At 70.7% G+C, this 13,821-nt stretch carries 11 protein-coding genes and 1 riboswitch; of the genes, 4 read left to right on the forward strand and 7 right to left on the reverse strand.

Translation table 11 applies throughout. The features are described 5' to 3' along the window. Positions 1-176: 176 nt before the first annotated feature. Complete coding sequence (locus ABZ906_RS34440) at positions 177-437, reverse strand: hypothetical protein (RefSeq protein WP_361389658.1); 261 nt, start codon at positions 435-437, stop codon at positions 177-179. Next, entirely contained in the window at positions 424-1,761 is a 1,338-nt protein-coding gene (locus ABZ906_RS34445) for a PspC domain-containing protein (protein WP_361389660.1), read from the reverse strand. The genes ABZ906_RS34440 and ABZ906_RS34445 overlap by 14 nt, the downstream gene beginning before the upstream one ends. A gap of 182 nt (positions 1,762-1,943) precedes the next feature. Between ABZ906_RS34445 and ABZ906_RS34450 the strand changes: the two genes are divergently transcribed. After that, positions 1,944-3,233 (forward strand): PspC domain-containing protein, encoded by a 1,290-nt coding sequence (locus tag ABZ906_RS34450; protein ID WP_361182244.1) that lies wholly within the window; start codon positions 1,944-1,946, stop codon positions 3,231-3,233. Continuing rightward, complete coding sequence (locus tag ABZ906_RS34455) at positions 3,230-4,042, forward strand: response regulator transcription factor (RefSeq protein WP_361182243.1); 813 nt, start codon at positions 3,230-3,232, stop codon at positions 4,040-4,042. The genes ABZ906_RS34450 and ABZ906_RS34455 overlap by 4 nt, the downstream gene beginning before the upstream one ends. Before the next feature lie 48 nt (positions 4,043-4,090). Here the strand turns inward: ABZ906_RS34455 and ABZ906_RS34460 are convergent, their stop codons facing one another. Together ABZ906_RS34460 and ABZ906_RS34465 are read right to left on the reverse strand one after the other, a co-directional pair. Continuing rightward, on the reverse strand, positions 4,091-4,729 hold the full coding sequence (locus tag ABZ906_RS34460) for a hypothetical protein (protein WP_361389662.1): 639 nt from the start codon (positions 4,727-4,729) through the stop codon (positions 4,091-4,093). A gap of 76 nt (positions 4,730-4,805) precedes the next feature. After that, positions 4,806-5,855, reverse strand: a complete 1,050-nt coding sequence (locus ABZ906_RS34465) for an NlpC/P60 family protein (protein WP_361389664.1) — start codon at positions 5,853-5,855, stop codon at positions 4,806-4,808. Positions 5,856-6,174: 319 nt separating this feature from the next. Between ABZ906_RS34465 and ABZ906_RS34470 the strand changes: the two genes are divergently transcribed. Beyond that, entirely contained in the window at positions 6,175-6,528 is a 354-nt protein-coding gene (locus ABZ906_RS34470; RefSeq protein ID WP_361389666.1) for a hypothetical protein, read from the forward strand. 66 nt (positions 6,529-6,594) lie between these two features. On the opposite strand, the gene ABZ906_RS34475 is transcribed toward ABZ906_RS34470, so the two are convergent. Then, on the reverse strand, positions 6,595-7,797 hold the full coding sequence (locus tag ABZ906_RS34475) for a C40 family peptidase (protein WP_361182236.1): 1,203 nt from the start codon (positions 7,795-7,797) through the stop codon (positions 6,595-6,597). 7 nt (positions 7,798-7,804) lie between these two features. Further along, positions 7,805-7,962, reverse strand: a riboswitch (cyclic di-AMP (ydaO/yuaA leader). Positions 7,963-8,206: 244 nt separating this feature from the next. On the opposite strand from ABZ906_RS34475, the gene ABZ906_RS34480 reads away from it, so the two are divergent. Next, entirely contained in the window at positions 8,207-10,774 is a 2,568-nt protein-coding gene (locus ABZ906_RS34480) for an ATP-dependent DNA helicase (RefSeq protein ID WP_361389668.1), read from the forward strand. A 21-nt stretch (positions 10,775-10,795) separates the two neighbouring features. Here ABZ906_RS34480 and ABZ906_RS34485 read toward each other — a convergent pair whose 3' ends face one another. Continuing rightward, a complete protein-coding gene (locus ABZ906_RS34485; RefSeq protein ID WP_361389670.1) occupies positions 10,796-12,469 on the reverse strand; it encodes a M23 family metallopeptidase in 1,674 nt (557 codons plus the stop codon). Between the two features lie 206 nt (positions 12,470-12,675). After that, complete coding sequence (locus ABZ906_RS34490) at positions 12,676-13,530, reverse strand: alpha/beta fold hydrolase (protein ID WP_361389672.1); 855 nt, start codon at positions 13,528-13,530, stop codon at positions 12,676-12,678. Between the last annotated feature and the right edge of the window lie 291 nt (positions 13,531-13,821).

Below are 13,821 nucleotides of genomic sequence, written 5' to 3' on the forward strand. Positions count from 1 at the left end.
GCCGCTGGGCGCCGTCCGAAGCATGCCGGGGCGGGGTCCGGGCGGACCGGGTCCGGTAGGGCTGTGTCCGGTAGGGCCGGGTCCGGTCGTGCCAGGGCGGCGCGGCGCGGGCCGGGTGAGCCGGCGCGGTCCGGGTGAGCCTGGGTGAGCCAGGCGGGCCGGGCCGGCCAGGTCGGCTAGGCGTCCGTGGAGTCGTCCGCCGGGCCGCCCGGCGTGCGGTCGGCGGGCCGGCCGGGGCGAGCGGCGGGACGGCCGCGTATGCCGTAGGACACCGCTGCCGCCGCGCCTCCGAGCAGCAGACCCGCAAGGAGCAGCGGGAACGCCACGAACCACGGTGTGTCCCAGATGCCGCCCGCGTCACCCGCGTAGGCGACGGCCGCTATCAGCAGGAACAGGCCCAGGACCAGCTTGCCGGGATGGAACTCATGACGTAGCACGGGTCACCTCCACCTGTCCGATACCGACCTCGACGTGCACCTCGAGCGTGCCGCCGTCCTTGCTGCCCGCGGGCGGGTCCAGCGTCACCGACTTCTCCTTGCCCGGAGCGATGTCCACGTCACCCTTGCGGTCGTCCGGCAACTGGATGTCGCCGACGCCCACTTCGATGTCCAGCTTCACCGTGCCCGCCTTCGGCACGATGACCTTCAGCTGCCCCGCTCCCACCTCGGCACCGGTGCTCAGCGTCCGGCCCTTGCCGGGAGCGGCGCGGGTCAGGTCGAGGGTGCCGACGCCCGTCCCCAGTTCATACCGGGGCTTGACCTGGTCCGCCGCGGCCGGCCGCCACTCCGTCTCCGCCCAGCTGGTGCTGATGTCCTTGGGCAGCGCGGCCGAGCCGGCGAGCAGTCCGGCCGTGATCACCGCGAGCACGATCGAGCCCACTCCCGTGCGCCCGAGGAAGGCGCTGAGAGCGATACCGATGCCGAACACGGCGAGCGCGAGGGCGAGGCCGGTCTGCAGGCTGGTGCCCAGCGACTGCTGCTCCCACGTGAGGCCGGTGCCCAGACCTCCGGCGAGCAGCGCTCCCAGGAAGACGAAGCCGCCGATCCAGCGCGGACCGCGCGGCTTGGGCCGCGGGGCGGGCTCGGGTGCCCGCTGGGGTATCCGCCCGTGCGGGGGATCGGGCCGATATTCGACGGCCACTCCCTCGGGCCCCCAGAAATAGCCCGAGATCCCGTCGTGCGTGCCGTCCTTGATGATCGGGTCCCGCCACCACGAAGGGGCACCGGCCACCGGCGGTGCCTTCGCCTCGGGCGGGGCATCCGCCACGGCCTGGGCCGCCACCGGGTCGGGGTCGGTCGTGCTGCGCTGCTGCGACCAGTACCCCGCGCCCGCGAGAAGCAGGGCGAGGACCGCGGCGAAGGTCAGCGCACCGCCGTTGTTCAGCAAGGAAAGAAAGACGCCGCAGCCGACGAGCGCGAAGAGCACGGCCGTCAGCGCCTGGCCGTCCACCCGGCCGGAGAGGAGCCTGCGTGCCTCGTTCTCCTCCTCGTCCTCGTAGGGAACGAACAGCCACGCGAAGCCGTAAAAGACCAGTCCGAGTCCGCTGGTGACGGAGAGGATCGCGAGCCCGATCCGGAAGATGACCGGGTCCATGTCGCAGTGCTGACCGAGCCCCGCGCACACGCCGCCCAGCTTCTTGTGCCGCCGGTCGCGACGGAAGGCCCGCACGTCCAACGGCCCGCCCGGCCCCTGCGCCGAAGCGGCAAAGGGATCGCGCGGCGCGGCCTGCGGGCCCGTCCCGGCGGGCTGCTCGTCTGTCATGTGTCCATGGTGACGGGCGGGAGGCCGCCGCGGCAGTCGGGACAACCCTGGACGAACCCTGAGATCGCCCCTGACACCCCTGCCCCGACCCCCGGGCCCCGGCCGTCGGGGTCGGAGATCAGGGACGTCTCGGGGGTCGACCCTGATGCCCGCGCTCGCGTACGCGTGTGAATATCGGAGGCATGCCGGAAGCCGCAGCACTACCCATCGAAGACGAGCGGCCGCTGCGAAAGCTCTACCGCAGCGGTGACGGTCGTTGGCTCGGCGGTGTCGCTCGCGGCCTCGCCGGTCATCTCGGTCTGCCCGTCATCTGGGTGCGGCTGATCTTCGCGGGCCTGTTCATGGCGGACGGGCTCGGCGCCCTGCTGTATGCGGCGTTCTGGTTCTTCGTGCCGCTGGGCGTGGGCGGGGTCGACGCCCAGCGCCCGCCGTCCGCGGTCACCAGCGAGACGGCGTCCGACGGGCGCCGCAGACTCGTGGCCCGCAAGCCGGACAAGGGCCAGCTCGTCGCGCTGCTCGCGATGGTCGTCGTCGCCATGGTCTTCGTCGGCAACGTGGATCTGGGCAGCTCGACCAAGGCCTATCTCTGGCCGACGCTGCTCGTCGCCGCCGGTGTCGCCCTGGTCTGGCGGCAGGCGGACAACGCCCGCCGGGCCCGCTGGATGGCCGTCGGCCGCCGCAGGCGCACCCTGACCATCGCCCGCGCGGCGGCCGGAGTGCTGCTCGTCGGCGCCGGGGTCAGCGGCATCGTCGTGCTCCAGGGCTCCACCTCGCACCTCAGCTCCGTGCTGCAGGCCGCGCTCGCCGTGCTCGTCGGGGTCGCGCTGCTCGCCGGCCCCTATCTCGTGCGCATGATGCAGGACCTCTCCGAGGAGCGGCTGATGCGCATCCGTGCCCAGGAGCGGGCGGAGGTCGCCGCCCATGTGCACGACTCGGTCCTGCACACCCTGACCCTGATCCAGCGCAACGCGGAGAACGCGGGAGAGGTACGCCGCCTGGCCCGCGCCCAGGAGCGCGACCTGCGGCAATGGCTCTACAAACCCGAGGGCACGGGCAAGGACGAGGCGGACGAGCCCGACACCCTCGCCGAAGCGGTCCGGCGCAACGCAGCGGAGGTGGAGGACAAGCACGGCGTCCCCATCGAGGTCGTCATAGTCGGGGACTGCCCTCTCGACGACCGGCTCACGGCGCAGATGCAGGCCGCGCGGGAAGCAATGGTGAACGCCGCCAAGTACGGTGGCGAGGGCGGTGCGGTGCAGGTCTTCGCCGAAGTCGAGGGGGAGACGGTGTTCGTGTCCGTCCGGGACCGTGGGCCCGGCTTCGATCTGGATTCCGTGCCGGACGACCGCATGGGCGTACGAGAATCGATCATCGGCCGTATGCAGCGCAACGGCGGCACGGCGCGGTTGCGCGCGGTGCCGGGGGGCGGCACGGAAGTCGAGCTGGAGATGGAGAGGACGGCGACGACATGAGCGACGCGAGCGAGCCCACGGGGGCCAGGGGCGGGTCGGAAGGCGCGGCCGAGCCGATCACGTCGGCCGGGGCGGCTCAGCCCGCCGATGCGACGGCCGACGAGACGGCCGGTGCGGCCGGTGCCGCCGTCGGCGGTGAGCAGGAGGGTCGCCGGGCACGTGTCGTCCTCGTCGACGATCACCGGATGTTCCGCACGGGCGTCCAGGCGGAGATCGGCAGGACCGCGATCACCGGAGTCGAGGTCGTCGGCGAGGCCCCGGACGTCGACCAGGCGGTCACGGTCATCACGGCGACACGCCCCGAGGTCGTGCTCCTCGACGTGCACCTGCCGGGCGGCGGCGGTGTCGAAGTGCTGCGCCGCTGCGCGCCGTTGATGTCCGATGCCGAGAACCCGGTGCGGTTCCTCGCGCTCTCCGTCTCGGACGCCGCCGAGGACGTCATCGGAGTCATCCGCGGCGGTGCCCGCGGCTATGTCACCAAGACGATCACCGGCACCGACCTGGTCGACTCCATCTTCCGGGTGCAGGACGGCGACGCGGTCTTCTCGCCGCGTCTCGCCGGGTTCGTTCTCGACGCCTTCGCGTCGACCGACGCGCCGCCGGTCGACGAGGACCTGGACCGCCTCACACAGCGCGAGCGCGAGGTCCTGCGGCTCATCGCGCGCGGGTACGCGTACAAGGAGATCGCCAAGCAGCTCTTCATCTCCGTGAAGACGGTCGAGTCGCATGTGTCGGCGGTGCTGAGGAAGCTCCAGCTGTCCAACCGGCACGAGCTGACGCGGTGGGCGACGGCGCGGCGGCTGGTCTGACGGAAGGGGCGACGCCGCCCGAGGCGAGGGCCCGGCCCCGGTCCGGGGTCAGCGGTGCGCGCCCTCCGTCGCACGGGCGGGGCCCAGCCTCCGTATCGCCCAGCGGTAGTGGCCCACCGCCTTGGTGACGCCGATGAGGCCCGCCAGCCACAGGATCAGGCCCGTGCCCATGCCGAGCACGACGTCGCTGTAGGAGTCCCGCCCCGGCTCGGCGTATGCGGCGGCAGCGAAGGACGCCCACAGGCCGAGCGCGCAGCCGAGGAGGGACGTCAGGAGCCAGCAGAGGCTGAGGGCGGGGGAGCGCAGAGCGGAGTCCGACGCCGGGTTGCTGTCCAGGGCCAGCCAGCTGTCGGTGAGTTCGCGGGCCTTCCGGTCGCCGCGGATGCTGACCACGACGCCGAACACCGAAGGCGCGAGGGCTCCCAGGCCCAGGACCGCGCACAGCGGACCCATGAAGACCGCCATCGGGTCGTGGTCCTCGATCATCTCCAACGGCACCGTCAGAAGCGCCCAGCCGATGACGCAGCCGAGCGCGAACAGCCAGAGCAGCAGGATCCGGTGCACCCCCAGGGTGCGCCTGCGCAGCTCTTCGAGCGCCCTACCGCGGTCGTGCAGCAGTGCGTTGCGGTCCGGCCAGGTGCGCAGGTAGGCAGGCGGCGGAGGCGGGGGGAGCGTGCGACGGGGCATGACCCTGACAGTACTCGCGGGGCTGCGGCCCTCCGCCCGCCACCTGGACGGCCCTCACGCCACCCGTGCGGCCCTCTCAGGCCACCCGTGCGGCCCCGGCGAACGGCATCTGGCTGATCGGCGCGAGGCGTACCAGCGCGCTCGGGTTCGGGGCGTGGATCATCTGGCCGTCGCCCACGTAGATCCCGACATGGCTGATGCCCTGGTAGAAGAAGACCAGGTCGCCGGGCTGGAGTTGAGAACGCGGGACCCGTTCGCCCTCGGTGATCTGCGCGTACGTCGTGCGCGGCAGGGCGATCCCCGCGGACCGGTAGGCGGCCTGGGTGAGCCCCGAGCAGTCGAAGGCGTCCGGACCGGTGGCGCCCCAGACGTACGGGCTGCCGAGCGCCTTGTAGGCGTACGAGACGGCCGCTGCGGCGCGGGCGTTGGGAGCCTTGCCGGGGACGTGCGGGGAGCCGTCGCGGCCGGCCGTGCGGGAGGCCCTGTCCTGGTCCCCGCCCGCGAGGTCCGCGCGCTGGTCGCCGGTGAGCTGCGACAGCAGCCCCTTGGCCGCGTCGAGCTTTCCGTTGACGGTCTTCTTGTGCTTCTTCAGCTCCGCCTGGCGGGACTTGAGGTCCGCGAGGGTGTCGTCGGCCTCCGTGTGCAGCTGGTCGAGCTCCTGGAGCTGCTTCTGCACGCGGGAGACGGCCGAGGCCTGGCGGCTGTCCGCCCGGTCGGCGAGCGCGGCACGCTCGAGGTACTGGTCGGGGTCGGAGGAGAGGGCGAGCTGGACGGCAGGATCGATTCCGCCGCTGCGGTACTGCGCGGCGGCCATCGAGCCGAGGCCCTGGCGCGCGGAGTTGAGCTTCTCCGTCTTGCGGGCCGCCTCGTCACGCAGCTCGCCCAGGGACTTCTCGGCGTTCTCGGACTTCTCCTTGGCGCCGTTGTACTTCTCGGTGGCGATCTCCGCCTCGCGGTAGAGCGCGTCGACCTTGGACTTCACCTCGGACGGGCTGAGCCGTGGATCCGCGTGTCCCGTGCCGTCGAAGACGGTGGCCGTGGCCGCCCCGGCAAGGGCGATGGTGGCGGCGGTGCGGGCCGTATGGCCACTGAGCGAGCGCTGTCTGGGCTTGCGGTGCGCTGCCACGAAGGGGGGCTCCTTAAGGTTCCGGCGGCAGCCCGCACAGGGGGAGCGGACCGCCGCCGGATTCTCGGCGGTGGTGGCCGACTGCCGCCCCTGGTCCGGACGGCGGTGGGGAGCCGGTCACCTGACGAAGGACGCTAAACCTGGCGGTCACGACTTGGTGACGGATTGTCCGCAACTGACGGAAGTGCGCCGCCGGTGACCGCATGTGACTGCACGATCTGCCGGGCCGGGCGCCCTTCGCGCAGGTGTGTGACCGATGCGGCACTTGCGGCCGACCTGGCTGCGGAGTGGTGATATGACCCGGCTAGGCTCCGGAGCCATGGACGTTCTCACCCATCTCTTCGTCGGCCTGCACATCATCGGCATCGCCTCGCTCCTGGGTGGCTTCCTCACCCAGATGAAGCAGATGGGCCAGGGCACGGCCCGCTTCAACCCGGCGATGCTGCACGGCGCCCTGACGATGCTCGTCACGGGCGTCGTCCTGGTGGGTCTCAACCAGGCGGACGACAACCCGGTCAACAACGTCAAGATCGGCATCAAGATGGCCGTGCTGATCGTGATCCTCGCGCTGGTCTACGTGAAGCGCGACGAGGAGAAGGTGGACAAGGCGATGTTCGGCGCCGTCGGGCTGCTGACCGTCGCGAACATCTTCATCGCGGTGATGTGGACCTGATCCCGCCCCACTGACGTAAAACGGCCCTCCACGCGCGCGTGGAGGGCCGTTTTCGGCAAGCGATGGTTACGCGGGCCGCACCACGCTGTGGATCGGCATGTAGTAGATCGACTCGGTGCGGACGTTCGCACCCGGCTTCGGGGCGTGGATCATCTTGCCGTCGCCGATGTAGATACCGACGTGGCTGATGTCGTCGTAGAAGAAGACCAGGTCACCCGGCTTGGCGTCGGCCGTCTTCACGGTCGTGCCGACCTTCACCTGGTCCCACGTCGTACGCGGCAGGGAGATCCCCGCGGCCTTCCAGGCGTCCTGCGTGAGCCCGGAGCAGTCGTACGAGTCGGGGCCGGTGGCGCCCCACACGTACGGCTTGCCGATCTGCGCCTCCGCGAAGCTGATGACCTTCGCGGCCTTCGTCGCGTAGGCGCCATCCGTGCCGCCGGAGCCCGTGCCGGAGCCGGAGCCGGAGCCGGTGTCGGAACCGGAGCCCGAGTCGGGGGTCTCCTTGTTCTTCTCGCGCTCCTTGGCCGCGGCCTCTTCCGCCGCCTTGCGCTTGGCCTCCGCCTCGGCCTCCTGCTTGCGGGCCAGCTCGGCGGCCTTGCGCTTGGCCGCCTCTTCCTTCTTCTTCTCGATCGCCGCGAGCCGCGCCTTCTCCTCGGCCGTCAGCTCCGAGAGCAGCGTGCGCGCCTTGCCCAGCTTCTCCTGGACGGCCTGCTTGCTCGTCTTGAGGTCGTCCCGTGAGTCGCTCAGCGTCTGAAGGCTCTTGGCGGCCTTCGTGCGCTGCTTCGTCGCGGCGGCCTGCTTCGTCTGGTAGTCGTCGACCGCCTTCTTCTGGCGCGCGGTCAGCCGGTCCGACAGGTGGTTCTGGTCGAAGTACCCCTGCGGGTCGTCGGCCAGCATCATCGTGGCGGTCTCGGAGACGGCGCCGGTGCGGTACTGCGCGGCGGCGAACGAGCCAAGCTCCTGGCGGGCCTCGTTCAGCTTGTCGGTGCGCTCGGCGACGTCGTCGAGCAGGGTGTCGACCTTCTTGCGCTGCTTGTCGGTGCGCTCCTTGGCCGAGTTGTACTTCTGTGTGGCCACACCCGCCTGGTGGTAGAGGTCGTCGACCTTCTTCTGGACCTCTTCGAGGCTGGGCTTCTGCGGTGCGGACGGTGCCGCCTGCGCGCTCTGTGACAGCAGGGCCACGGAGGTGAGGGCCGCCGTCGTGATGCCGAGGGCGGGGGTTGCGCGCAGGGCGGCAATGCGGGTCCGCGGCTTGCGGTGCGACGCCAAGGGAGGCGACTCCTTCCGTAGACCGCCTACCGGGTTAGCTGTCGGGTTCGGGCGGGTGGTTCCGGAAGGTTGCCCTACAGTCCCGTACTGCGTACGGGACCGATTCACCCCAAGTTCATCGTGGGTCCCCGGCTCCGAGGAGATCGAACTCGGCGGAGGCCACCCGTTCCCGGCGGGGTTCGCCGGTGGGAGTACGAGCAGCCCGGGCAGCACGCTAGCCAACTCGTGTGGTCCGTGTGAAGGTTGATGTTCGATATGCCCGATACATTTTCGTTACTTTACGAAGCTCTTGACGTGGGCACGAAGTGCCGAAGCGGAGAGTGATCGTCCGCGAGCAGGGCGTAGGCGAGAGTGACGTGGCCGGAACCCGGGGCGGGTTGTCAGTGCGGCCGCCTAGACTCGGGAGGCGATGAGCAGCCTCTTTGATGACAGCTTCCTGGCGGACCTCAAGCCCTCGCGGGCTTCGGAGGAAGAGCCCCCGCCACCGCCCGAGGACAACACTCCGGAGTCCATTCCGGATGATCTGTTCGACGGGAAGTTCGACGCGCCCGCACCCCGCGACGCGCACTATCGCGGCGGCGCCCCGCGCCCCGTGATCGACCCGGCGGCCCTCCTCGACGGTCTGAACGAGAACCAGCGCGCGGCCGTCGTGCACGCGGACTCCCCGCTGCTCATCGTCGCGGGCGCCGGCTCCGGCAAGACCCGGGTCCTCACGCACCGCATCGCGCACCTCCTGGCCGAGCGGCACGTGCACCCGGGGCAGATCCTGGCGATCACCTTCACGAACAAGGCCGCCGGCGAGATGAAGGAGCGCGTCGAGCAGCTCGTGGGGCCGCGGGCCAACGCGATGTGGGTGTCGACCTTCCACAGCGCGTGCGTCCGCATCCTGCGCCGCGAGTCGAAGAAGCTCGGCTTCACGTCCTCCTTCTCGATCTACGACGCCGCGGACTCCAAGCGCCTGATGGCGCTGGTCTGCCGTGACCTGGACATCGACCCGAAGAAGTTCCCGCCGAAGTCCTTCAGCGCCAAGATCTCCAACCTGAAGAACGAGCTGATCGACGAGGAGACCTTCGCGGGTCAGGCCGCCGACGGCTTCGAGAAGACGCTCGCCCAGGCGTACGCGATGTACCAGTCGCGGCTGCGCGAGGCGAACGCCCTCGACTTCGACGACCTGATCATGACGACGGTCCACATGTTCCGCGCGTTCCCGGACGTCGCCGAGCACTACCGCCGCCGCTTCCGGCACGTGATGGTCGACGAGTACCAGGACACCAACCACGCCCAGTACGCCCTGGTGCGCGAATTGGTCGGCCCCTCCGGGGGCGAGGGGGACGACCCCGCCGAGCTGTGTGTCGTGGGCGACGCCGACCAGTCGATCTACGCCTTCCGCGGCGCCACGATCCGCAACATCCTCCAGTTCGAGGAGGACTACCCGGACGCGACGACGATCCTCCTGGAGCAGAACTACCGCTCCACGCAGACGATCCTCACCGCGGCCAACGCCGTCATCGAGCGCAACGAAAGCCGCCGCCCCAAGAACCTGTGGACCAACGCGGGCGCGGGTGCGGGCATCATCGGCTATGTCGCCGACACCGAGCACGACGAGGCGCAGTTCGTCGCCGACGAGATCGACCGGCTCACCGACGCGGGCGACGCGAAGGCCGGCGACGTCGCGATCTTCTACCGGACGAACGCGCAGTCCCGTGTCTTCGAAGAGATCTTCATCCGCGTCGGCTTGCCCTACAAGGTCGTCGGCGGCGTCCGCTTCTACGAGCGCAAGGAGGTCCGGGACGTCCTCGCGTATCTGCGCGTGCTCGCGAACCCGGAGGACTCCGTCCCGCTGCGGCGCATTCTGAACGTCCCCAAGAGGGGCATCGGTGACCGCGCCGAGGCGATGATCGACGCGCTCTCGCAGCGCGAGAAGATCTCCTTCCCGCAGGCGCTGAAGCGCGTCGACGAGGCGTACGGAATGGCGGCCCGCTCGGCGAACGCCGTCAAGCGTTTCAACACGCTGATGGAGGAGCTGCGGACCATCGTCGAGTCCGGCGCGGGCCCCGCCGTCGTCCTGGAGGCCGTGCTCGAACGGACCGGGTACCTCGCCGAGCTGCAGGCCTCGACCGACCCGCAGGACGAGACGCGCATCGAGAACCTCCAGGAACTCGCCGCCGTGGCACTGGAGTTCGAGCAGGACAACGGCGAAGCCGGTGAGAGCGGCGAAGGGGAGACCGAAGCCGCAGGGGAGACCGAGGGCGAAGGGGGCGCCGAGGCCGCGGAAGGGGACACCGAGGCCGCAGAGGACGCGGGCGCGGCCACGGCTGCTTCGGGCACGCTCTCCGAGTTCCTGGAGCGGGTCGCGCTCGTCGCCGACTCGGACCAGATCCCCGACGAGGAGGACGACGGCTCCGGAGTCATCACCCTGATGACGCTGCACACCGCCAAGGGCCTGGAGTTCCCGGTCGTCTTCCTGACCGGCATGGAGGACGGCGTCTTCCCGCACATGCGCTCCCTCGGCCAGGTCAAGGAGCTGGAGGAAGAACGCCGCCTTGCGTACGTGGGCATCACGCGCGCGCGGGAGCGGCTCTACCTCACGCGGTCCTCGATGCGCAGCGCCTGGGGGCAGCCTTCGTACAACCCGCCCTCGCGGTTCCTGGAGGAGATCCCGGAGGCGCACCTGGACTGGAAGCGGACGGGTTCCGTCGGCGCACCGGCATCCTCGGGTCCCGCGGCGGGAATCGCCTCCTCCTTGTCGTCGGCGCGCTCGCGCACCGGGGGCGCGCAGGGCTTCGCCACGCGCCGCGCCACGGAGAAGCCGGTGGTCGCACTGTCGATCGGGGACCGGGTCACGCACGACCAGTTCGGCCTCGGGACCGTGGTCGGAGTGAAGGGCACGGGCGCGAACGCCGAGGCGACGGTGGACTTCGGAGAGCCGAAGCCGAAGCGGCTGCTGCTGCGGTACGCGCCGGTGGAGAAGCTGTAACGCGCGCGGCGGCGGCCGGAGTTACGTCGGGTCGAGGCCGTGGCTGCGCAGCCACGGCAGCGGGTCGATCGCCGAGCCGCCGCCGGGACGCACCTCGAAGTGCAGGTGCGGGCCGGTGGAGTTGCCGGAGTTTCCGGAGAAGGCGATGGGGTCGCCTGCCTTGACCGGGCCGCTGGACACCTTGTGCGTGGAGAGGTGGCAGTACCACGTCTCCGTGCCGTCCTTGGCGGTCACGATCGCCATGTTGCCGTAGGCGCTGTTCCACTTCGTGGAGACGGTGCCGTCGGTGGCGGCGAGCACCTCGGTGCCGTACGACACCGGGAAGTCGATTCCGGAGTGCGCCGACATCCAGTTGATGCCGGCCTGTCCGTAGTACGCGCTCAGGCCCTGCTGCTTGACCGGCAGCGCGAACTTGGGGCGCAGGCGCTCCTTGCGCGCGGCTTCCTCGGCGGCCTTCTTCTCGGCGGCGACCTTCTCCGCCTTGAGGTCGATGCGCTCCTGGGTACGGCTCGCGCGGTCGGCGAAGTCACCGGCGTCCGCGGAGAGGTTGGCCAGCTGCGTGTCGAGCTTGTTGTTGGCGGCGGAAGGCTGCACGGACGCGGGGTCCGGAGCCGAGGCCGCCTGCGCCTCCTTCTCGTCGCCACCGCCGAAGTCGCCCACGGAAGCGGCGGCGATACCCGCGACGCCCATCACGCAGGCGGACGGCACGGCGACGGTGAAGAGTGCGGAGCGCTTGGCGGGCGAGCGGCGGCGGGCCCGCGAGCGGGAGCCGTGCGAGCGGTCCATGACCGGCGGCCCGTCGTCACCGGCGGGGCCGCCCGGGCTGGGCTCGATGGGGCTCGGCTCGACCGGGCCGAGCGAATCGGCGGGAGCCTCGTAATCGGCGGGGGCCTCGTCGGGCGTGAACTCGTGCTCGGCGGGGATCGGTTGGGCGTACGCCTCGGGCGAGTGATCCCCGGCCGGGAAGGGCTCGGAATCGTAGGACCCGGTGTCGTAGGGCGAATGCTTGTACGTTTCAGCAGCCTCGTACGCGTCCGGCGCTCCGGGCGTGTCCCCGGCTTCGTACGCCCCGAGCGCGTCGTGCGTCCCGAGAGTGTCGTGCACCTCGGTGGTGCCGAACGCCTCATGCGTCCCGGTGGTCCCGGCCCCGTACGTCATGTCCTGGCCGCCGGAGTTCCACGCAGTCGCGTCGTACGCGCCGGTGTCGAAGGCCTGCGTCTCCCACGGGCCGGTCTGCTGCGGCTGGTTCCAGGCGGTGGCGTCCCACTGGCCGCTGGTGTCGGGACCGGACTGGGCCGGGATGTCGGCGGAGAGGTGCTGATAGCCGCCGGTGGACCACATCGCCGTGGTGTCGTAGCCGCCGGTCTCGTACCCGCCTGTGTCGTACGCGGCCTGGTGCTGCGCGGCGTACGGGTCGTAGTTCAGCGTCTGCTGTGTGCCCGTCGTGGCCCACTGGCCGGTGTCGTACGAACTGCCGGGCATGTCGCCGAAGAGCGGGTCGGACGCGAAGCTTCCGGTGTCGGGACCGGCCGCCGCATAGCTGCCCGTGGTGTCGAAGCTTCCGGTGGAGAAGCCGTCGTATCCGGCATAGGCGCCATGCGGGGTGCTCTGCTGGTCATACGCCGCGTAGGGCGCATAGTCGGCGGGTGCCGAGGCCGGGGGTGTCGAGCTCCCCGACGGGTGACGGTCGTTCACCAACTTCTCTTTCGCCTCGGCAGCAGGGGGCAGAGCAGTGCGGCGACTGTACCCGGCGGTATGCGGGCGCGACAATCTTCGTCAGGTTTCACGCTCTCAGGAAACGGGCATTCGGACGTCTTTCGGCGGACTGCGGGCACAGCTTTGGCCCTGCGTTCGAAGTCCGTTCGACAAATTCGCTGCTCCGCGAGGTGCGGAACCACCCCTCAGGCCACGGTCAGTCCGTTCTCGGCACCCGTCGCGGGGGCTCCCGGGGAAGGCAGATCGAGGGCCTGGCGGATTCCTGCGGCGACCGCGGGGTGCACGGGCAGGGCGAGATGACCGATACCGGAGACTCGTACGTTCTGCGCGATCAGGTCGGGATGGTTGACGCAGGCCGTTTCGAGGGGGGCCATCAGCTGGTCCAGGTCGCTCCAGAAGCTCACGAACCGCGTCCGGCACTCCGGCGCGGGCTCGCGCAGCTCCTCGATCACGTCCGAGCCGGGGCGCATCTGGCGCACGATGGGGTGCGCGTCGGCCAGCGGCACGACCCGCGTTCCCTCATGTGGGGTACCGAGCGTGACCAGTGTGCGCACGCGGGCGTGGCCGCCGAGGCGCTGCGCGTAATAGCGGGCTATCAGGCCGCCGAGGCTGTGCCCGACGATGTCGACCTGGTGATGGCCCGTGCGCTCGCAGATCTCCTCTATGTGGCGGCCGAGCAACTCGGCGGCGGTGCGGATGTCGCACGTGAGAGGGGAGTAGTTCAGGGACTCCACGTGCTGGCCGCCGTGCTGGGCCAGGGAGCGGCGCAGCAGGACGAAGACCGAGCGGTTGTCGATGAAGCCGTGCAGCAGGACGACCGGCGGCCGGCTCTCCGAGGGGAGCCGGGGGGCGTCGGACGGCGGCAGTTCGGCGGCGATCCTGCGTTCCTGGACGATGCCCGACGGGTAAAGGAGGAGGTGGCCGGCGAGGATCGCCACCTCGAGTGCGGTCGCTTTCAGCAGAGCCATGGAGAGTCCCGCCAGTCTGGCGGGCGAGATAAGGCACGGCGGACGAAAGGGCAGGACCCTCGTGATGGTCATGGTCGACCTCCCGGTCGGCACGCGAGAGGACGGCTCTGTCCCCCGTGTGCCCGTAGTGGGGAGGCGTGGCAGAGGCCGTACGGCGGTGCGTGGTCAGCGCCGGTGGCGCCCTGCATACCGGCGCGATCGCCGATGTGCCGCGTCACCACGGCGCGCGGAAGCGGACGGCGCGGTGGCACGGCGACCTCGTTGCGGCTCCCCTTGCGCCGTCCCCGGGGCGGTCCGTGGACCGCTGTATGCGGGAGTGGCGCGCAGCGAACGTGTCCCATCGTGTGATTTCCCCCTCGCTCC

Source organism: Streptomyces sp. NPDC046925 (genome assembly GCF_040644915.1).
GTDB lineage: Bacteria > Actinomycetota > Actinomycetes > Streptomycetales > Streptomycetaceae > Streptomyces.

Coding starts and splice junctions, on each gene's coding strand:
- ABZ906_RS34445 (WP_361389660.1), bottom strand. CDS start 1,761: ATGACAGACGAGCAGCCCGCCGGGACGGGCCCGCAGGCCGCGCCGCGC.
- ABZ906_RS34450 (WP_361182244.1), top strand. CDS start 1,944: ATGCCGGAAGCCGCAGCACTACCCATCGAAGACGAGCGGCCGCTGCGA.
- ABZ906_RS34455 (WP_361182243.1), top strand. CDS start 3,230: ATGAGCGACGCGAGCGAGCCCACGGGGGCCAGGGGCGGGTCGGAAGGC.
- ABZ906_RS34460 (WP_361389662.1), bottom strand. CDS start 4,729: ATGCCCCGTCGCACGCTCCCCCCGCCTCCGCCGCCTGCCTACCTGCGC.
- ABZ906_RS34470 (WP_361389666.1), top strand. CDS start 6,175: ATGGACGTTCTCACCCATCTCTTCGTCGGCCTGCACATCATCGGCATC.
- ABZ906_RS34480 (WP_361389668.1), top strand. CDS start 8,207: ATGAGCAGCCTCTTTGATGACAGCTTCCTGGCGGACCTCAAGCCCTCG.
- ABZ906_RS34490 (WP_361389672.1), bottom strand. CDS start 13,530: ATGACCATCACGAGGGTCCTGCCCTTTCGTCCGCCGTGCCTTATCTCG.